This is a genomic window from Nocardioides dongkuii (assembly GCF_014127485.1).
In the GTDB taxonomy this organism is placed as follows: domain Bacteria; phylum Actinomycetota; class Actinomycetes; order Propionibacteriales; family Nocardioidaceae; genus Nocardioides; species Nocardioides dongkuii.
Map to the genome: position 1 here is coordinate 1,195,588 of NZ_CP059903.1, position 18,592 is coordinate 1,214,179.

The window sequence follows — 18,592 nt, forward strand, 5'->3', positions numbered from 1 at the left end:
CATGACCGTCCGTACGCATCTCGGGCGGGTCCTGGCCGCCGCGGCCCTCGTGGCCGCGGCGGTCGGGGTGGGCGCGCCGACACCTGCTCGAGCGGCCGCGCCTGCGGCGGGGTGCTCGTCGGCCAGCGGTGTCACCGTCGTCGTCGACTTCAACGAGCTGGGCGGCGGCGTCGCCTCGGCCTGCGACGGTGCCGGCGGCGGCAAGGACGCCTCGCAGCTCTTCCCCGGCGTCGGCCTCACGCTGAAGTACGCCTCGCGGATGCCCGGGTTCGTGTGCCGGGTGAACGGCGTGCCGACCAGCGACCCGTGCGTCAACACCTCCCCGTCCAACGCGTTCTGGGGCCTGTGGTGGTCGGACGGGAAGACCGGGAAGTGGTCCTACTCCAGCCTCGGCACCCAGGCGCTCACCATCCCCGACGGGGGCTACGTGGCCTTCTCCTGGGACCAGAGCGACGACCAGGCGCCGCCCAGCTTCACGCCGGCCAAGCATGCAGCGGCCGCGTCCCCGACCCCGTCCCCGACCCCGAAGCCGACCCCGAAGCCGACGCCGTCGAGCGGGCCGGGTCAGCAGCCCGGTGGACCCGGCGGCGGTCGCGACGGTGGCGCCACGGGTGGACCGTCGTCGCCCGGGGCAGCCACGCCTGCGCCGACCGACGCGCCGTCGTCCGCCGAGGCGACCCCGACGCCCCCGGGCGGCGCGACGGGCGGGAAGGGCGCGCGGGACAAGGCCGCCGGCGCGAAGCCGCGGACCACGCCGACCCCGCCAGGGGCGACCGCCGCGACGCCGGCCGAGTCACCCGAGTCGCCCGAGGCGTCGGTGACCGACGCGGAGACCGAGCCCGCCGCGTCCGCGTCGGCCGAGGAGAACGGCGTACCGACCTGGCTGGTGCTCGGCATGCTGGTCGCCATCTTCGGCGCGACCGGCGCCGTGGTCGTCCACCGCCGCCGGACCACCGGGCCGCCGGCGCCGTGACCGTCGCGACCGCGGAGGTCGCGGGGCGCCTGCCCCGCGACCTCCACCCGGTGGCCTGGTGGCTGTGGGCCATCGGGCTCGCTGCCGCCGCCTCGGCGACGACGAACCCGCTGGTCCTGCTGCTCCTGGTGGGGGTGGCCGCGCTGGTGGTCAACCTCCGGCGCTCGGAGCAGCCGTGGGCGCGATCCTTCCGGCTCTACGTCTGGCTCGGGGTCTGGATCGTCGTCGTGCGGGTGCTGTTCCGGCTGCTCCTCGGCGGCGCGTACGGCGAGACGGTGCTTCTCGACCTGCCCGAGGTGCCGCTGCCCGACTTCGTCTTCGGGGTCACCGTGCTCGGTCCGGTCACCCAGGAGTCGCTCCTCGCCGGGCTGTACGACGGGCTCCGGCTCGCGACGATCGTGATCTGCGTCGGCGCCGCCAACGCGCTCGCCAACCCCAAGCGGCTGCTGCGCTCCGTGCCGCCCGCGCTCTACGAGGTCGGGACCGCACTCGTGGTGGCGGTGACCGTGCTGCCCCAGCTCGCCGACAGCGTGCGCCGGGTGCGCGCCGCCCAGCAGCTGCGCGCCGGCGACGAGCGCCGGCTCGGGCGGCTGCGCCGGACCCTGGTCCCGGTGCTCGAGGACGCCCTCGAGCGCTCGCTGGCGCTCGCGGCCGGGATGGACACCCGCGGTTATGGCCGCACCTCGTCGGCGACCCGCGGTGCCCGGCGTACCACCGGCGCACTGATGCTGCTCGGCCTGTGCGGGCTCTGCGTCGGCGTGTACGCCGTCCTCGACACCACCGCGCCGCGCTACCTCGCGCTGCCGATGGTCGCGGTCGGCCTGCTGCTGGCCGCCGCCGGCCTCCGCAGCGCGGGCAGCCGCGCCGACCGGACGACGTACCGCCCCGACCGCTGGCGCTGGCCCGAGACCGGTGTCGCCCTCGCGGGCCTGGCCGCCGGTGCCGCGGGCTGGTGGGTCGGCCGCCACGACCTCCTGGTCGCCTACCCCGAGCTCACCTCGGTGCCCACGGTCAACCTCACCGCGCTGGTCGCCGGGATGGTGGGCCTGCTCGCCGCCGTCGTCGCGCCCCCGCCCCGGGTGGTGGGCTGAGTGATCGAGCTGCGCGGGATCTCGTTCTCCTACGAGGCGGCCGACCGCCCGGTCCTCGACCGGGTCGACCTCACGATCGAGGAGGGCGAGCTGGTCCTCGTCTCCGGCCCGACCGGCGTCGGGAAGTCCACGCTGCTGGGTGTCGTGACCGGCCTGGTGCCGCGGTTCTCCGGCGGCGTGCTGGCCGGCGACGTGCTCCTCGACGGCGCCAGCATCGTGCACACCCCGCCGCGCGAGCGCGCCCACGCGATCGGGTACGTCGGGCAGGACCCGGCCGCCGGCTTCGTGACCGACACCGTCGAGGAGGAGCTGGCCTACGGGATGGAGCAGCTGGGCCTGCCCCCGGAGACCATGCGCCGCCGGGTCGAGGAGACCCTCGACCTGCTCGGCATCGCCGACCTCCGCGACCGCGACCTGCGCACCCTCTCGGGCGGCCAGCAGCAGCGGGTGGCGATCGGCGCGGTGCTGACCATGCACCCGCGGCTGCTGGTGCTCGACGAGCCCACCTCCGCGCTGGACCCGACGGCGGCCGAGGACGTCCTGGCCACGCTGACCCGGCTCGTGCACGACCTCGGGGTCTCGGTGCTGCTCGCCGAGCACCGGCTCGAGCGGGTGGTGCCGTTCGCGGACCGGATGTGCCTGCTCACCGGCTCCGGCCGGGTCGAGGTGGGGGAGCCCGCCGACCTGCTCGCCACCTCGCCCGTCGTACCCCCCATCGTCGAGCTCGGGCGGGCCGCCGGCTGGTCGCCGCTGCCGCTGAGCGTGCGGGACGCCCGTCGCCGCGCCCGCGGGCTCGGCGACCGGCTCGCCGCCGGACCCGCGCCGGCGGCCGACCCGCCGTCGTCGCCCGGCCTCCGGGCGCGCGGCGTCACCGTCGTGCACGGCCGCACGGTCGCGCTGCGCGAGGTCGACCTCGACGTGCCCGCCGGCCGGGTCACCGCGCTGATGGGGCGTAACGGGTCCGGCAAGTCCTCGATGCTCTGGACCCTGCAGGGGAGCGGCCGGCGCCGCTCGGGCGACGTCACGGTCGGTGGCGCGGACCCCGCCCGCCTGGAGCCCGCCGAGCGGCGGGCGCTGGTCGGCCTGCTGCCGCAGACCGCGGGCGACCTGCTCTACCTCGAGACCGTCGCCGACGAGTGCGCCGCCGGCGGTCCCGGCACCCGCGCGCTGCTCGACCGCCTGGTCCCCGGCATCCCGGACACCGCGCACCCGCGCGACCTCTCCGAGGGGCAGCGGCTCGCGCTCGGGCTCTCGCTGGTGCTCGCGGCGCGGCCGGCCGTCGTCCTCCTCGACGAGCCGACCCGCGGCCTGGACTACGCCGCCAAGCGCGTGCTGGCCGACGTCCTGCGCGACCTCGCCGCCGACGGCCGCGCGGTGCTGGTCGCCACCCACGACGTCGAGTTCGTGGCCCAAGCCGCCGACGACGTCGTGGTGCTCGCCGACGGGGAGGTCGTCTCGTCGGGGCCGGTACGCCGCGTGGTCGCCGAGTCGCCGGCGTTCGCCCCGCAGGTCACCAAGGTCCTGGGCGCTCCGTGGCTGCGGGTCGACGAGGTCGTCGCGGTGCTGGCCGGGGAAGGCGTCTCATGACCGCGTCCGCCGTCCCGCTCTCGCGCCGCTCGGCCGCCGTCCTCGGCGTCGCCTCGCTGGCGGGGCTGATGATGCTGTGCTGGCCGCTGCTGGTCCGCGTCGACCCGGGGACGACCCGCGTCGACCCGCCGTTCCTCTTCCTCGCGCTGCTCCCGGTGGTGATCGCCGTCGTCCTCGCCGAGGTCAGCGAGGGCGGCCTCGACCCGCGGGTGCTCGCCGTGCTGGGCGTGCTGAGCGCGGTCAACGCCGTGCTCCGCGGCATCTCCGCCGGGACGGCCGGCATCGAGCTCGTCTTCTTCCTGCTGATCCTGGCCGGGCGGGTGATGGGCGCCGGGTTCGGCTTCGTGCTCGGCTGCACGTCGCTGTTCGCGTCCGCCCTGATGACAGCCGGGGTCGGGCCCTGGCTGCCGTACCAGATGCTCGTCGCCGCCTGGGTCGGGATGGGCGCCGGCCTGCTGCCGCGGCGGGTCACCGGGCGCTGGGAGGTCGCGATGCTGGCGGCGTACGCCGTGGCCGCGGCCTACGGCTACGGCATCCTGATGAACCTGTCCAGCTGGCCGTTCCTGCTCGGCGTGCAGCTCCCGGGGCACACGGGCTCGCTGTCCTACGTGCCCGGGGCGCCGGTCCTGGAGAACCTGCAGACCTTCCTCGTCTACACGCTGCTGACCTCGACCGGGAGCTGGGACACCGGTCGCGCCCTGACCACGGTGGTCGCGGTCGTCGTCCTCGGCCCGGCCGTGCTCGCCACCCTGCGCCGGGCCTCGCGGCGCGCGACCGTCGTCGGTCGCGTCGACCCGGTCAGGGCGTGATCCGCAGGATCCGGTCGTCGCCCTCGGCCGGCTGGCCGCGCCCGTCGCGGTTGCTCGTGGTCAGCCACAGGGAGCCGTCGGGCGCCGCGGCGACGGTGCGCATCCGGCCGTGCTCGCCGACGAAGAACGGCGTGGCCCCCGACGCCCGGCGACCCTGCACGTCGATGCGCCAGAGCCGCTCGCCGCGGAGCGCCGCCAGCCACAGGTGGCCGTCGGCGTACGCCAGGCCCGAGGGGGAGGCCTCGTCGGTGTCCCAGGTGACCTGCGGGTCGACGTACCCGGAGCCGGTGCCGCCGGTGCCCTCGACCTCGGGCCAGCCGTAGTTCTCCCCGGCCTCGATCAGGTTCAGCTCGTCGAAGGTGCTGTCGCCGAACTCCGAGGCGAACAGCCGGTCGCCGACGAACGCCAGGCCCTGCACGTTGCGGTGCCCCCAGGACCAGACGGGGGTGCCGAACGGGTTGCCCGGGGCCGGGTCGCCGTCGGGGGTGATCCGGAGGATCTTGCCGCCGAGGTCGTCGCGGTCCTGGGCGCGCTCGCGCTCGCCGATCTCGCCGGTGGAGACGTAGAGCATGCCGTCGGGGCCGAACTCCAGCCGACCGCCGTCGTGGACCAGGGCGTTCGGGATGCCGGTCAGCACCGGCTCGAGCTCCCCGAGCCGGTCGTCCTCGATCGTGGTGCGGACGACCCGGTTGTCCTCGGCGGTGCTGACGTAGAGGTAGACCAGCCCGTCCTCCTCGTGGGTCGGGGAGAGCGCGACGCCGAGCAGGCCCGCCTCGCCCACCGGCGCGGCCTCCTCGACGGTGCCGAGCTCGGTGACCCGGTGGTCGGGACCGCTGATCCGCAGCACCCGACGGGTGTCGCGCTCGGTCACGATCGCGTCGCCGTCGGCGAAGAAGTCCAGGCCCCACGGCGCCTGGAGGCCGGTGGCGATCGTCTCGACCACGCGCGGCGGGCCTGCCTTGCCGCCGCTCTCGCTCGGGGCGGTGGTGGGCTCCTCGGTCGCGCTGGAGGCGGGCGCCGACGCGGTCGGGCTCGCGGTGGGGGCGTCCTCGACGTCGTAGGTGACCTCGGTGCCGCCCGGCGAGCAGGCGGTGCCCAGGCCGGTCAGGAGGCCCGCGGTCGCGACTGCGGCGAGTGCGCGACGCACCTCAGCCGACCCGGTCCAGCAGCGCGAGCAGCAGCTCGTGCACGCGTTCGGGCTGCTCCATCTGGATGAAGTGGCTGCCGCGGAGCTCGACGTACTCAGCCCCGGCGACCCGCTCGGCGGCGGTGCGCATGTGCCGCGCGCCGGCCAGCACGTCGTACGTCGCGGCCACGAACGTGACCGGGACCCGGATCCGGCTGAGCGGCACCCGGGGGTGCTCGGAGGTGCGGAGCGCCAGGTGGGCGTACCAGTCGACCGGGGTGGTGAGGAACTCCCCGACCGCGGCCGCCGCGAGCTCGGGGTCGGCGACCGGGAACATGAAGCCGCTGTGGCTGAGCACGTCGATCATCCGGCGGCCGACGGGGATCCGGGTGGTGAGCGGGGTCAGGGCGCGGCCGCCCACCTTGGCGACCCGGGAGAGGTTCACGGTCAGCGCGCGGGCGGCGATGCGCGGCAGCCGGGCCGGCCCGAGCATCGTGGAGAAGGTGTCGCCCGGCACCCCGGCGACCGCGAACAGACCGGTGACCCGCTCGGGGTGCTCGGTCGCCAGCTCGAACATCGTGTTCACGCCCGCCGACCAGCCCATCAGCACGGCCCGGTCGACGCCGAAGTGGTCCATCACCGAGAGCGCGTCCTCGACGAACGCCCCGACGTCGACGCGGTCGGGGTCGACCGGCCGCTCCGAGCCGCCGGTGCCGCGGTGGTTCCAGGAGACGACGCGGACGTCGCAGTCGGAGCTCAGCAGCGCCGGCCAGGCGAACGCGCTGGTGCCGAGGCCGTTGCACAGCACGACCGTGGGGCCCCCGAGCACGCCGTCCGGGTCGTTGGTCCAGGCGCGCAGCCGGGTGCCGTCGTCGGAGAGCACGTCGTGGAAGGCCAGGCGCCCCGAGTCGCTGACGCGGGCGGCGGAGGTCGACATGGCAGGAATTGTGCCAGCGACCCCCGCAAGAACGGGTCAGCCGTGCGCGGAGCGGTCGTCGGCCCGGGTCGCGAGGAAGTCGTCGACCTCCTCGCGGTCGGCCCGCTGCTGCGCGAGCCGGGTGGCGCCCACCATCGCGTTGCGACGGGCGCCGTGGTGGGAGGCGGCCGCCCACTGCGCCAGGCGCGGGGTGACGCGGCGGCGGGCGAGGCGGAGCAGGGGCGTGAACGGGGTGAGGGTGGGAAGCGGAACCGGCACGGCAGTCTCCGGGGAAAGGAGGGTGGGTGTCCCCGACCATAAGCCCGTCGGGCGACATCCGACAGCCCCCCGGACGACGGCTGGGTTAACTTCCGGTCCTAGTCCGGCACCGGCTCGGCGATCACTCGCCCGGTGCGGGTGGCGCCCACGCTCGCGACGACGACGCAGGAGATCGCCGCCCACTGCAGCGGGCTGAGGAACTCCGAGAGCACGAGCATCCCCGCCAGCGCCGCGGCCGCGGGCTCCATGCTCATCAGGATCCCGAAGACGGCCGGCCGGATCGACCGGAGCGCGACCAGCTCGCAGGTGTAGGGGATCACCGAGCTGAGCAGCCCGACCAGCGCCCCGAGCAGCACGACCCGGGTGTCGCCGAGCTGGTCGCCGTGCCGGCCGAGCGCCAGCGGGGTGAGCAGCAGCATCGCCACCACGCTGGCGACCACGAGCCCGTCGAGGCCGGGCCAGCGCCGTCCGGTCTGCGCGCTCATCAGGATGTACGTCGCCCACCCGGCGCCGGCCAGGACGGCGTACAGCACGCCGACGAGGTCGAGGTCGGTGCGCTCGAAGCCCAGCAGCACCACCCCGAGGGCGGCGAGGGCGACCCAGGCCAGGTCGCGCGCCCGCCGCGAGCCGAGGACGGCGAGGGTGAGCGGCCCGACGAACTCGATGGTGACCGCCAGGCCCAGCGGGATCCGCTGGAAGGACTGGTAGATCGCCCAGTTCATCACCCCCAGGCTGGCGCCGAAGGCGAGCACGACGAGCCAGTCGTCGCGGGTCTTGCCGCGCAGGACCGGACGGGCGAGGGCGAGCATGATCAGCGCGCTCGCGGCGAGCCGCAGCCACACGATCCCGGTCGGGTCGGCCTCCTCGAAGAGACGCTTCGCGATGCCGGCGCCGAGCTGGACCGAGGCGATCCCGATCAGGACGAGGACCACCGGCGGCACCCGCCGCGATGAGTTCGAGGCGGCCACGGGGTCAACCTACCGAGGAGTGCCCACGACGGAGGAGACAGGGATGACGGCGAGCACGGTGCTGATGATCGGGACCCGCAAGGGTCTGTGGATCGCGACGTCCGACGACGCGCGGGAGGACTGGGAGCTGACCGGTCCGCACCACGACATGGAGGAGGTCTACTCCTGCCTGGTCGACACGCGCGGCCCGACCCCGCGGCTGTACGCCGGCGCCTCGTCGAGCTGGCTCGGCCCGCAGGTGCGCCGCTCCGACGACCTCGGGGCGACCTGGTCCGAGACGCCCAACGGCGCGATCCGCTTCCCCGAGGGCACCGACGCCTCGGTCGAGCGGATCTGGCAGCTGGTGGCGGGGCCCGAGGCCGGCGTCCTGTACGCCGGCACCGAGCCGGGGGCGGTCTGGCGCTCCACCGACGACGGAGCCCACTTCGAGCTCGAGCGGGCCCTGTGGGAGCACCCGGAACGCCCGGAGTGGGGCGCCGGCTTCGGCGGCCAGGCCTTCCACACCGTCCTGCCGCACCCGACCGACCCGCGGTCGGTGACCGCCGCGATCTCGACCGGCGGGGTCTACCAGACCGACGACGGCGGTGCCTCCTGGACGGCCCGCAACCAGGGGATCCGCGCCGAGTTCCTCCCCGAGGGCCAGCAGTACCCGCCGTTCGGGCAGTGCGTCCACAAGGTCGCGCGGCACCCGGCGCGCCCGGAGCGGCTCTTCCTGCAGAACCACGGCGGGGTCTACCGCTCCGACGACCACGCGGCCAGCTGGGTGTCCATCGCCGACGGCCTGCCGGCCGACTTCGGGTTCCCGGTCGTCGTGCACCCCCACGACCCGGACACGGTCTACGTCTTCCCGCTCAACGCCGGGTTCGGCCGCTACCCGACCGACGGCAAGGCCCGGGTCTGGCGCTCCCGCGACGCGGGGGAGTCGTGGGAGGAGCTCGGGAAGGGGCTGCCCGACGGGTTCTTCGTGGGCGTGATGCGCGACGGCATGTCCGTCGACGACCACGACTCCGCCGGCGTGTACGTCGGCGCCCGCAACGGCGCCGTGTGGGGCTCCGCCGACAGCGGGGAGAGCTGGCGCCCCATCGTCGCCAACCTGCCCGACGTGCTGGTGGTGCGGGCCGCGCGGGTCTGAGCGCCCCGGCGGCCCGACGCCGTACGGGTCAGGGCAGCGGCACGTGCGGCCCGATCCCGGGCGCCCGGTCCGACGGCGCGAGGTCGGCCTGGTCGATCTCGTGGGAGACCGGGTCCGGCACGCCGGCGGTGATGGTGCTGCCGTCGGCGCGGACGGCACCGATGACCGGGCGCGCGTCGAGCACCTCCTCGATGTGCGGACCCTGGTGCGCCAGCGGCACCTCGAGCGGGGCGCCGGCGCTGACGGAGTACGTCTGACCGCGGACGCCCAGGGACACCGCTGTGCCGGGCTCGCGCTCGGCCTCGACGGTGATCCGCAGCAGGTCGCGGGTGATCTCGACGAGCAGCCGCGAGCCGCGCCAGGTCAGCCGGTAGCGCAGCGAGGGCCACGTGTCCGGGAGCCGCGGGTCGAAGGCGAGCCGCCCGCCGTGGTCGCGCATCCCGCCGAAGCCGGAGACCAGCGCGCTCCACACGCCGCCGCAGGACGCCACGTGCATGCCGTCGACGGTGTTGTGGTGCAGGTCCTGGAGGTCGACGTACAGCGCCTCGTGGAAGTAGCGCAGCGCCGTCTTGCGGTGCCCGACCTCGGCCGCGATCACCGCCTGCACGCACGCCGAGAGCGTGGAGTCGCCGGTGGTGATCGGGTCGTAGTACTCGAAGTCCGCCCGCTTCTCCTCCTCGGTGAACCGGTCGCCCTGGAGGAAGAGCGCCAGGACCACGTCGGCCTGCTTGAGCACCTGGAAGCGGTAGATCACCAGGGGGTGGTAGTGCAGCATCAGCGGCCTGAGGTCCGCGGGCGTGCGGGAGAGGTCCCAGACCTCGCGGTCGAGGAAGAAGTCGTCCTGCGGGTGGATGCCGAGGCCCTCGTCGAACGGGATGGTCATGCCGTGGGCGCACCGGCGCCAGGTCTCGGCCTCCTCCTCGCCGAGCCCGAGGCGGGCCCGGACCCGGGCGAACTCCTCGGGGTCGTCGCGGCGGACCGCCATGACGGCGTCGGCGGCCTGCTCGAGGTTGAACCGCGCCATCACGTTGGTGAACAGGTTGTTGTTCACGACGGTGGTGTACTCGTCGGGCCCGGTGACGCCGTGGATGTGGAAGCTCGGCTCGCCGTTGCTGCGCCAGAACCCGAGGTCGGCCCACATCCGCGCGGTCTCGACCAGGATGTCGATGCCCTCGCGGCGTAGGAAGCCCAGGTCGCCGGTCGCCCGGACGTAGCGGACCAGGGCGTAGGCGATGTCGGCGTTGATGTGCACCTGCGCCGAGCCCGCCGCGTAGTACGCCGAGGCCTCCTCGCCGTTGATCGTCCGCCAGGGGTACGTCGCGCCGCTCTGCGCCATCTCGCGCGACCGGGCTCGCGCGGCGGGCAGCAGCACCGCGCGGAAGTGCAGCGTGTTGCGGGCCACCTCGGGGAGCGTGTAGCTGAGGAACGGGACGACGTAGACCTCGGTGTCCCAGAAGTAGTGGCCCTCGTAGCCGGAGCCGGTGACGCCCTTGGCCGGGATGCCGACGCCGTCGGTGCGGGCACTGGCCTGGGCCAGGGTGAACAGGTTGAAGCGGGTCGCCTGCTGCACGGCGAGCTGCTCGCTGCTCTCGCCGCCGATCTCGACGTCGGCCGCCTCCCAGAACGTCGTGAACCAGCCGCGCTGCTCGTCGAGGTAGTGGTCGAGGCCGTACCGCGCGGCCCGGTCCAGGGTGCGGTCGCACCGGTCGGCGAGCTCGCGGACCGGGGCGCGGCGCGAGGTGTGGTAGCTGATCGTCTTCGTCAGCCGCATCGTGCGGCCCTGGGTGGCGTCGACGCGGACCACCGTCTCGACCAGGTCCTGGTCGCCGCGGACGACGACCTCGTGCTCGTCGTGGGTCTCCAGCACGTGGTCCGCGGCGACCGCCATGGTCATCCCGGACGTGGCGCACTGGAAGCCGAGCAGCATCCGGTCCTCGCGGGCGTAGTGCAGGCGCGGCACCAGCACCCGGTCCTCGAAGCGCGACGCCTTGCGCGGGTCGACCACCGTGCCCGCGACCGGCGTCGGGGCGGCGGCGTGGTCCTCGTCGAGACCGTCCTGGCGGTTGAGGATCTCCGAGGAGACCACGACCGGGGCGTCGCCGGTGAGCATGGTGATCTCGAGCGTCAGGAACGCCAGGTGGCGCTGGGTCATCGAGACCATCCGGGTGGAGTCGATGCGCACCCGCTTGCCCGACGGCGTCCGCCAGACGATGTGCCGGCGCAGCACGCCGTCGCGGAAGTCCAGGGTGCGCTCGTAGGCCTCGAGGTCGGCGGTGCCGAAGGTCAGCGGCTCGTCGTCGACGTAGATCTTGAGGACCTTGGCGTCCGGGGCGTTGACGATCGTCTGGCCGGTGCGGGCGAACCCGAAGGCCGCCTCCGCGTGTCGGATCGGCCAGGTCTCGTGGAACCCGTTGACGTAGGTGCCGTGCTCGAAGGCGGGGCGGCCCTCCTCGGCGTTGCCGCGCATCCCGAGGTAGCCGTTGGCGACGGTGAACAGCGTCTCGGTCACGCCGAGGTCGTCGGGGTGGTAGCTGGTCTCCACCAGCCGCCAGGGGTCGACCGGGAAGCGGCCGCGGTCCATCGGGTCGGGGCCGACGCGACGGCTGCTCATCCCGCGTCCCCGCCCGGGACCAGCTCGGCGAGGTCGCGGACGACCAGGGTGGCCCCCGCCTCGCGGAGCACCTTCTCGCCGGCGCCGCGGTCGACGCCGACGACGGCCGCGAACCCACCGGCCGCCCCTGCCCGGACCCCGGAGACCGCGTCCTCGAGCACCACGGCGCGGTCGGGGGTGGTGCCGAGCTCCTCGGCGGCGTGCACGAACGTGTCGGGCGCCGGCTTGCCCGGCAGCCCGAGCTCGGTGGCGACCCGGCCGTCGACCACGGTCGCGAACCGGTCGAGCAGGCCCGCTGCCTCGAGCACCGCGGGCGCGTTGGCCGAGGAGGAGACGATCGCCAGCGGCAGGTCGAGGTCGCGCAGGTGGTCGAGGAGCGCGATCGAGCCGGGGTACGCCGTGACGCCGTCGCGGGCGAGCACCGCGTTGAACGCGTCGTTCTTGCGGTTGCCCAGCCCGCGGACCGTCTCCGCGGTCGGCGGGTCCTCGGTGGTGCCCTCCGGGAGGGTGATGCCGCGGGACTCCAGGAAGTCGCGGACCCCGTCGTACCTCGGCTTGCCGTCGACATGGGCGAAGTAGTCGGCGTCGGTGTACGCGGCGCGGTCGCCCTCCCCGGCGTACGACTCGAGGAAGGCGTTGAACATCTCCGCCCAGGCACGCATGTGCACCTCGGCGGTCGGCGTGACCACCCCGTCGAGGTCGAAGAGGACGGCGTCGACGTCGCTCCAGGCGAGCTGCTGGTCGGGGTTCACCCTGCTCAGGCTAGTGCCCCACGGCGCTGAGACCGGCGCACGGCGGGGCCCACGGCGCGACTAGTCTCGGAGCATGAGCGAGCAGGACCCTGGCCGGACCACCCCCGACCTCAAGCCCCGGTCACGCGACGTCACCGACGGGCTGGAGCGGGCCGCTGCGCGCGGCATGCTCCGCGCGGTCGGCATGGGCGACGACGACTGGGAGAAGCCCCAGGTCGGCGTCGCGTCGAGCTGGAACGAGATCACCCCCTGCAACCTCTCGCTCGACCGGCTCGCGAAGGCCGTGAAGAACGGCGTGCACGCGGCCGGCGGCTACCCCCTCGAGTTCGGGACCATCTCGGTCTCCGACGGCATCTCGATGGGTCACGAGGGCATGCACTTCTCCCTGGTGTCGCGCGAGGTGATCGCCGACTCCGTCGAGACCGTGATGATGGCCGAGCGGCTCGACGGGTCCGTGCTGCTCGCGGGCTGCGACAAGTCGCTGCCCGGCATGATGATGGCCGCCGCGCGCCTCGACCTCGCCAGCGTGTTCCTGTACGCCGGGTCGACCATGCCCGGCCAGGTCGACGGCAACGACGTGACGATCATCGACGCCTTCGAGGCGGTCGGCGCCTGCCTCGCCGGCAAGATCAGCCGCGCCGAGGTGGACCGGATCGAGCGCGCGATCTGCCCGGGCGAGGGCGCGTGCGGCGGCATGTACACCGCCAACACGATGGCCGCGGTCGCCGAGGCGATCGGCATGAGCCTGCCCGGCTCGGCCGCGCCGCCGGCGGTCGACCGCCGCCGCGACGGGTTCGCCCACCGCTCCGGCGAGGCGGTCGTCAACCTGCTGCGCCTCGGGATCACCGCGCGTCAGATCATGACCAAGGAGGCGTTCGAGAACGCCATCACCGTCGTGATGGCGCTCGGCGGCTCCACGAACGCCGTCCTGCACCTGCTGGCGATGGCCCGCGAGGCCGAGGTCGACCTCACCATCGACGACTTCAACCGGATCGGCGACAAGGTGCCGCACCTGGGCGACCTCAAGCCGTTCGGCAAGTACGTCATGTACGACGTCGACAAGGTCGGCGGCATCCCGGTCGTGATGAAGGCGCTCCTCGACGCCGGCCTGATGCACGGCGACTGCCTGACGGTCACCGGCAAGACGATGGCCGAGAACCTCGCCGACCTCGCCCCGCCCGACCTCGACGACGAGGTGATCCGCAAGCTCGACCGGCCGATCCACGCCACCGGCGGGCTGACGATCCTCAAGGGCTCGCTGGCGCCGGAGGGCGCGGTGGTGAAGTCCGCCGGCTTCGACGAGTCGGTCTTCCGCGGCACCGCGCGGGTCTTCGACGGCGAGCGCGCCGCGATGGACGCGCTCGCCGACGGCGGCATCACCGCCGGCGACGTCGTGGTGATCCGCTACGAGGGTCCCAAGGGCGGGCCGGGCATGCGCGAGATGCTCGCCATCACCGGCGCGATCAAGGGCGCCGGGCTCGGCAAGGACGTGCTGCTGCTGACCGACGGCCGGTTCTCCGGCGGCACCACCGGGCTGTGCGTGGGCCACGTCGCGCCCGAGGCCGTCGACGGCGGGCCGATCGCGTTCGTGCGCGACGGCGACCCGATCACGCTCGACGTCCTCAACCGCACGCTCGAGGTCGAGGTGCCGGCCGAGGAGCTCGAGGCCCGCCGCGAGGGCTGGTCGCCGCGGCCCCCGAAGTACACCCGCGGCGTCCTCGGCAAGTACGCCAAGGTCGTGCAGTCCGCGGCCCACGGCGCCGTCACCAGCTGAGCCGGCCGGTCGCGGATGGGGAAGACCTACGACGCGATCGACGGGCGGCTGCGCGCGTTCGTCGAGCGGCAGCCGGTCTTCTTCGTCGCGACCGCGCCCAGCGGTGACGACGGGCACGTCAACGTCTCGCCGAAGGGGCTCGCGGACACCTTCGTCGTGGTCGACGAGCACACCGTCGCCTACCTCGACCTGACCGCCAGCGGCGCCGAGACGATCGCGCACGTGCGCCAGAACGGCCGGATCACGGTGATGTTCTGCTCGTTCGGGAAGTTGCCGAACGTGGTCCGGCTGCACGGCCGCGGTCGCGTCGTCGGGCTGTACGACGACGACTTCGCCGCGTGGTCGGCGTACTTCCCGACGAACCCGGCCGCCCGCGCGGTGATCGTGGTCGACGTGGAGCGGGTGAGCGACTCGTGCGGGTACGCGCTGCCGCTGATGTCCCTCGACGACGAGCGCGACCTGCTGACCCCGAACATGGAGCGCCGCGGCGCCCGCGGCGTCGTGTCCTACCGGCGCACCAAGAACCGCACCAGCATCGACGGGCTGCCGGCCTTCGACGACGACCCGGTGCCGTGACCGCCTCGTGAGCGACCAGCGACCCGAGCCCACCGGCCCGATCCTGCTGCTGGTGCTCCTCGTCCTGGTGGCGCTGGTGGCCGTGGCCTGGGGTGCGGGCTACCGGTCCGGCGCGGACGCGCCTTCGGCCGATCCCCGGGAACGGGGCGGGGCGCACGTTCCGGCGGCGCCGGTCGAGTCCTCGGCTTCTGCAGCGCCACCGGCCACGCCGGCGACCGCGCCGGAGCCGAAGCGGGCGACCCTGCCGCACGGTGGGACGAGGGTCTTCGCGGGCAACCGGTTCCTGGTGGCCTACTACGGGACGGCGGGCAGCGGCGCGCTCGGCGTCCTGGGCGAGACCCGGCCGGCCGGGGCGGAGGCCGCCGTACGACGCGCGGCGCTGCCGTTCCGGCGCCCGGGGCAGCCGGTGCAGCCGGTCTACGAGCTGATCGTGACGATCGCCGACCGCCATCCGGGGCGGGACGGCGACCACAGCCACGACATCGCGCGGCGCGACGTGCGGCGCTACCTCGACGTGGCCCGCGAGGACGGCGCGCTGGTGGTGCTCGACCTGCAGCCCGGGACGTCGGACTTCCTCGAGGTGGCGAAGCGCTGGGAGTGGGCGCTGCGGCAGCCGCACGTCGGGCTCGCCCTCGACCCGGAGTGGCGGATGTCGCCGGGCCAGGTGCCGGGGCGGGTCATCGGGCACGCGAGCGCCGCCGAGGTGAACCGGACCTCTGCCTGGCTGGCGGCCCTGGTCCGGCGCCACCTGCTCCCGGAGAAGCTGTTCGTGCTGCACCAGTTCCGGACCTCGATGCTGCCCGACCTGCACCGGGTGCAGCGGCGTCCCGGCCTGGCTCTCGTGCAGCACGTCGACGGGTTCGGCACCCGCGGGCAGAAGATGGAGACCTACGAGACGGTCGCCCGGCCGGGTCGGTTCACGATGGGGCTGAAGCTGTTCTACGACGAGGACGTCCGTCGGATGGGGCCCGGGGCGGTGCACGCCGTCCGGCCGCGGGTGCGGTTCGTCAGCTTCCAGTGACCTGGCCGACGAGCACGGGGAGTCCTCACACGGAGTCCTCACACGGCGAACAGGTGGACCACCTCGAGACCCGCCGCCAGCGCGACCGTGAGGGCCAGGGCGAAGGTCGGGCCGCCGATCGCGCGGTAGACGCGGTAGTAGCGGTCGTCGTCGTAGCGGCGCCAGCCCTCGACGACCACCCAGACCGAGAGCAGCGCCAGGGGGACCAGCGGCAGGAGCGCGGTGGGTCCGAGCACGGACCAGGTGTGCTTCGCCGTCGCGGCCACGACCGCGAACAGGGTGAGCGCGGTGCGCTCCCACGCCAGCGTCGTCCGCTCGTCGCTCGGCACCGGTGGATCGGACCGACCGTCGACGGGCCGCGGCATGCTCACGGCCGCGTCCTCACAGCCACGCGATGATCAGGATGGCGGCGATGCCGCCGACGGCCAGCATGAGCAGCGCCCCGAAGCCGATCGGCGGCATCGGCTCGCGACGGCGCATCGAGCGTTCGACGAGTCCCCAGCGGACCCACGAGACCAGCGCGGTCACGACGGCGAGGCCCAGCAGGGTCATCGCGATGGCGTCCTGCGCCCGCGAGGAGATCGACAGGTCGACCACGTCGAGCGCGACTCCGGCCGCGAGGAGGGCGAGCGCGGTGCGGACCCAGATCAAGAAGGTGCGCTCGTTGGCCAGGCTGGAGCTGTAGTCCGGGTCGTCACCCTGGCCGTAGACCCACTGCGGCCGGCGCTCGCTTCTCTCACGCATTCATCCAGTGTCACCCAGTATCGAAACCAACCCGGGGCGAGCGAGGTCCCCGCCGGTGGTTGAGCAGCGAAGGCGCGTCGGCGGTGACCGCCGGTGGTTGAGCAGCGAAGGCGCTCTGCGCCTGAGCGTTGTCGAAACCCGGTGACCCGACAGACGGCCCCGACCCCGGCGCATCGAGACCCCGCGAGTCGGCGCTTGTGTTCGCGGCCTGGGGCATAAGCGCCGATTCGGCGAGTGCTTCGGTGGTCGAGTAGCCCGCGAGGAACGAGTGGGCGTATCGAGACCGCCCCTAGGCGTGCCGAGGCCCCCGGCGTGTCCGCCCGGCCCGCCGGTGGTTGAGCAGCGAGGAGCGCCAGCGACGAGCGGTGTCGAAACCCGGTGACCCGACAGACGGCCCTGACCCCGGCGTATCGAGACCCCGCGAGTGCTTCGGTGGTCGAGTAGGCCGCGAGGAACGAGCGGGCGTATCGAGACCTCCGTCCTGAGCTCCGGACGTGCCGGGGTCCCCGCCGTGGTGGTGGATACGGCGGGGTCCGGGGCGGGTGGGTCAGGTGGGGTGGGTGCCGGTGTGGTCGCGGAGGAAGGTCAGGCCGTGGGGGCTTCGCCATCGGAAGGTGGTCTCGTCGAGGGCGGTGTAGGTCCAGCGGCCGTGGGTCTTGACCCGGTGATGTCGTCGGCACAGGGGCGCGGTGTTGCAGGAGCAGGTGGTGCCGCCTTTGGATGCGGCGGTGACGTGGTCGCAGTCGGCTTTTCGTCCGGGTCGGGTGCACCAGGGGAAGACGCAGGTGTGGTGGAGCAGCACCTGGCGTTCGCGGAGCCGGTCGGGGACCTCGTAGGCGGTCGTGGCGATGTGGCCGGTGAGGTCGATGACGGGCTTGACGACGACCTGGGTGTCGGGGTTCGCGCACCACGCGCGGACCTGCTCGACGTCGATGAAGGAGCGGGTGTTCTCGATCCGCGCTAGGTACAGCTCGTCCCCTGACCCACCGATGGCGGCGGCGGCGAGGTGGGTGTGCAGCACCACCTGACGGGGCATCGCCCGCTTGGACCGCTTCTTGCTGGTCTCCTCAGTGCCTTCGACGTTCAGCTCGAGGGCGAGCTGGCGGCGGGCGAGGTCGCCGGCGGCCATCGAGCGCCGCACGTCCAACGACAGGTCCGACCCGAGGTCGGCAAGGTGCGCGGCGCCGCGCTTGACGGCTTCGTCGAGGTCGATCGCGTCGGCCAGGTCCAAGACCCCTTCGACGGCGATGGTGCCGTCGTAGGAGACCTGGTGGGTGTCGATGTCGAAGTGCCGTCCGTCGGCGGCAGCGAGGCGGCGTTCCCTCGCTTCGTCGGGGTCGAACCGGACCCGGGCTTCCTCGATCAGCCGGTCGAGTGCGGCGATGCCGATCTTGTGCGCGACCGGGGCGACGTGCCGGTCCACATAGGCCGCGCCATCCATGGGCAGGGAGATGGTCTGTTGCGCGATCCGGCGGGCCTTCCAGGCCGGGAGGTCCCCGGACTGCACCCGGGTCCAGACCCGGCGGAGGCGGTGGGCGAGCTCGACGGCCTCCCCGAGGTAGCAGGCGCCGGCGTCGGTCGTGATGCCCATCGCGGCCGCGAACTCGCACACCGAGAACTCCGCGACCAGCGGGGCACCGGGTCCGGCGACCATCAGCTCGCCCTCGGTGCCGGGCACCACCGCCGCGAGGTAGGAGTCGCGCTCGTCGACGGAGTGGATCCCCGCCCACGCCACCGCGGCAGTCAGGAGGTTCGCCGCCGCTTGGTGCTCGACCTGCCGCTCGGCGCGCACCCGCGACAGCACGTCGGCTGCGGTGTCGAGGACGGGGGCGGTGGTCATGCCTCTATTCTATTCGAACAGAGGTTCGAACAACAGGTCTGGAATGAGATCTGTGGAGGACTTTTTCGGTGGGGGTGGCGGAGGCCTCTCGGGTCACCGGGTCTCGACACGCTCAGGCCCAGAGCGCCTTCGCTGCTCAACCACCGGGCGGGGCGCCGGGGCGCCTTCGCTGCTCGACCACCGGCGGAACTCGACGTACCGGTGGTCGAGCAGTGAGGAGCGCAAGCGACGAGCGTTGTCGAGACCCCCGCAGCGTCCCCGCGACCTTGGTCGAGGCCCTGCCTTACCTCACCGGGTTTCGACAACGCTCAGGCGCAGAGCGCCTTCGCTGCTCAACCACCGGGCGGGGCGCCAAGGCGCCTTCGCTGCTCAACCACCGGGCGGGGCGCCAAG

General features: G+C 73.8%; 17 protein-coding genes. 8 read left to right on the top strand and 9 right to left on the bottom strand.

Translation table 11 applies throughout. From position 1 onward, the window contains the following. Position 1: 1 nt before the first annotated feature. From H4O22_RS05785 to H4O22_RS05800, 4 genes are read left to right on the top strand one after another with little or no spacing between them, the layout of a single operon-like run. Positions 2–973, top strand: coding sequence for a hypothetical protein (locus tag H4O22_RS05785; protein ID WP_182526082.1), 972 nt, complete (start codon positions 2–4; stop codon positions 971–973). Then, the gene (locus H4O22_RS05790; protein ID WP_182526083.1) at positions 970–2,064 is read left to right on the top strand and encodes a CbiQ family ECF transporter T component; all 1,095 of its coding nucleotides are present in this window, start codon (positions 970–972) and stop codon (positions 2,062–2,064) included. Before H4O22_RS05785 ends, H4O22_RS05790 begins: the two co-directional genes overlap by 4 nt. Then, positions 2,065–3,651 carry an ABC transporter ATP-binding protein gene (locus tag H4O22_RS05795; RefSeq protein ID WP_182526084.1) on the top strand — a complete coding sequence of 529 codons (1,587 nt, stop codon included), beginning with the start codon at positions 2,065–2,067 and terminating at the stop codon, positions 3,649–3,651. It begins immediately after the preceding gene. Continuing rightward, positions 3,648–4,460 (top strand): ECF transporter S component, encoded by an 813-nt coding sequence (locus H4O22_RS05800; protein ID WP_182526085.1) that lies wholly within the window; start codon positions 3,648–3,650, stop codon positions 4,458–4,460. Before H4O22_RS05795 ends, H4O22_RS05800 begins: the two co-directional genes overlap by 4 nt. Here the strand turns inward: H4O22_RS05800 and H4O22_RS05805 are convergent. The 4 genes from H4O22_RS05805 to H4O22_RS05820 form a co-directional block, all read right to left on the bottom strand. Further along, positions 4,450–5,607, bottom strand: a complete 1,158-nt coding sequence (locus H4O22_RS05805; RefSeq protein WP_182526086.1) for a PQQ-dependent sugar dehydrogenase — start codon at positions 5,605–5,607, stop codon at positions 4,450–4,452. The genes H4O22_RS05800 and H4O22_RS05805 overlap by 11 nt on opposite strands. A 1-nt stretch (position 5,608) precedes the next feature. After that, positions 5,609–6,523, bottom strand: coding sequence for an alpha/beta fold hydrolase (locus tag H4O22_RS20730; RefSeq protein ID WP_182526087.1), 915 nt, complete (start codon positions 6,521–6,523; stop codon positions 5,609–5,611). A 36-nt stretch (positions 6,524–6,559) separates the two neighbouring features. Further along, positions 6,560–6,781: a hypothetical protein gene (locus tag H4O22_RS05815; RefSeq protein WP_182526088.1), complete on the bottom strand. Its 222-nt coding sequence runs from the start codon at positions 6,779–6,781 to the stop codon at positions 6,560–6,562. Between the two features lie 98 nt (positions 6,782–6,879). Next, positions 6,880–7,749 (bottom strand): EamA family transporter, encoded by an 870-nt coding sequence (locus tag H4O22_RS05820; protein WP_193605139.1) that lies wholly within the window; start codon positions 7,747–7,749, stop codon positions 6,880–6,882. A gap of 43 nt (positions 7,750–7,792) precedes the next feature. Here H4O22_RS05820 and H4O22_RS05825 point away from each other — a divergent pair, with 43 nt between their 5' ends. Then, entirely contained in the window at positions 7,793–8,881 is a 1,089-nt protein-coding gene (locus H4O22_RS05825; protein WP_182526089.1) for a WD40/YVTN/BNR-like repeat-containing protein, read from the top strand. Positions 8,882–8,909: 28 nt separating this feature from the next. On the opposite strand, the gene H4O22_RS05830 is transcribed toward H4O22_RS05825, so the two are convergent. Continuing rightward, positions 8,910–11,492, bottom strand: coding sequence for a glycoside hydrolase family 65 protein (locus H4O22_RS05830; protein ID WP_182526090.1), 2,583 nt, complete (start codon positions 11,490–11,492; stop codon positions 8,910–8,912). Continuing rightward, the gene (locus H4O22_RS05835) at positions 11,489–12,244 is read right to left on the bottom strand and encodes a beta-phosphoglucomutase family hydrolase (RefSeq protein WP_182526091.1); all 756 of its coding nucleotides are present in this window, start codon (positions 12,242–12,244) and stop codon (positions 11,489–11,491) included. Before H4O22_RS05835 ends, H4O22_RS05830 begins: the two co-directional genes overlap by 4 nt. 73 nt (positions 12,245–12,317) lie before the next feature. Here H4O22_RS05835 and ilvD point away from each other — a divergent pair, with 73 nt between their 5' ends. The 3 genes from ilvD to H4O22_RS05850 are packed head-to-tail and all read left to right on the top strand — an operon-like array spanning position 12,318 to position 15,615. Next, positions 12,318–14,018 carry a dihydroxy-acid dehydratase gene (gene ilvD / locus H4O22_RS05840; protein ID WP_182526092.1) on the top strand — a complete coding sequence of 567 codons (1,701 nt, stop codon included), beginning with the start codon at positions 12,318–12,320 and terminating at the stop codon, positions 14,016–14,018. 15 nt (positions 14,019–14,033) lie between these two features. Next, a complete protein-coding gene (locus H4O22_RS05845) occupies positions 14,034–14,594 on the top strand; it encodes a pyridoxamine 5'-phosphate oxidase family protein (protein ID WP_182526093.1) in 561 nt (186 codons plus the stop codon). A gap of 7 nt (positions 14,595–14,601) precedes the next feature. Continuing rightward, positions 14,602–15,615: a hypothetical protein gene (locus tag H4O22_RS05850; protein WP_182526094.1), complete on the top strand. Its 1,014-nt coding sequence runs from the start codon at positions 14,602–14,604 to the stop codon at positions 15,613–15,615. Between the two features lie 38 nt (positions 15,616–15,653). Here H4O22_RS05850 and H4O22_RS05855 read toward each other — a convergent pair whose 3' ends face one another. The 3 genes from H4O22_RS05855 to H4O22_RS05865 form a co-directional block, all read right to left on the bottom strand. Next, positions 15,654–15,944 carry a DUF202 domain-containing protein gene (locus tag H4O22_RS05855; RefSeq protein WP_182526095.1) on the bottom strand — a complete coding sequence of 97 codons (291 nt, stop codon included), beginning with the start codon at positions 15,942–15,944 and terminating at the stop codon, positions 15,654–15,656. Positions 15,945–15,996: 52 nt separating this feature from the next. Beyond that, positions 15,997–16,359 (bottom strand): YidH family protein, encoded by a 363-nt coding sequence (locus H4O22_RS05860; RefSeq protein ID WP_182526096.1) that lies wholly within the window; start codon positions 16,357–16,359, stop codon positions 15,997–15,999. A 547-nt stretch (positions 16,360–16,906) separates the two neighbouring features. Continuing rightward, complete coding sequence (locus H4O22_RS05865; protein WP_182526097.1) at positions 16,907–18,199, bottom strand: HNH endonuclease; 1,293 nt, start codon at positions 18,197–18,199, stop codon at positions 16,907–16,909. Positions 18,200–18,592 lie beyond the last annotated feature (393 nt).

Excerpts from the sequence above, each read along its gene's own strand:
- H4O22_RS05845 (WP_182526093.1), top strand. The coding sequence starts at position 14,034 with ATGGGGAAGACCTACGACGCGATCGACGGGCGGCTGCGCGCGTTCGTC.
- H4O22_RS05785 (WP_182526082.1), top strand. The coding sequence starts at position 2 with ATGACCGTCCGTACGCATCTCGGGCGGGTCCTGGCCGCCGCGGCCCTC.
- ilvD (WP_182526092.1), top strand. The coding sequence starts at position 12,318 with ATGAGCGAGCAGGACCCTGGCCGGACCACCCCCGACCTCAAGCCCCGG.
- H4O22_RS05860 (WP_182526096.1), bottom strand. The coding sequence starts at position 16,359 with ATGCGTGAGAGAAGCGAGCGCCGGCCGCAGTGGGTCTACGGCCAGGGT.
- H4O22_RS05865 (WP_182526097.1), bottom strand. The coding sequence starts at position 18,199 with ATGACCACCGCCCCCGTCCTCGACACCGCAGCCGACGTGCTGTCGCGG.
- H4O22_RS05825 (WP_182526089.1), top strand. The coding sequence starts at position 7,793 with ATGACGGCGAGCACGGTGCTGATGATCGGGACCCGCAAGGGTCTGTGG.
- H4O22_RS05830 (WP_182526090.1), bottom strand. The coding sequence starts at position 11,492 with ATGAGCAGCCGTCGCGTCGGCCCCGACCCGATGGACCGCGGCCGCTTC.
- H4O22_RS05800 (WP_182526085.1), top strand. The coding sequence starts at position 3,648 with ATGACCGCGTCCGCCGTCCCGCTCTCGCGCCGCTCGGCCGCCGTCCTC.
- H4O22_RS20730 (WP_182526087.1), bottom strand. The coding sequence starts at position 6,523 with ATGTCGACCTCCGCCGCCCGCGTCAGCGACTCGGGGCGCCTGGCCTTC.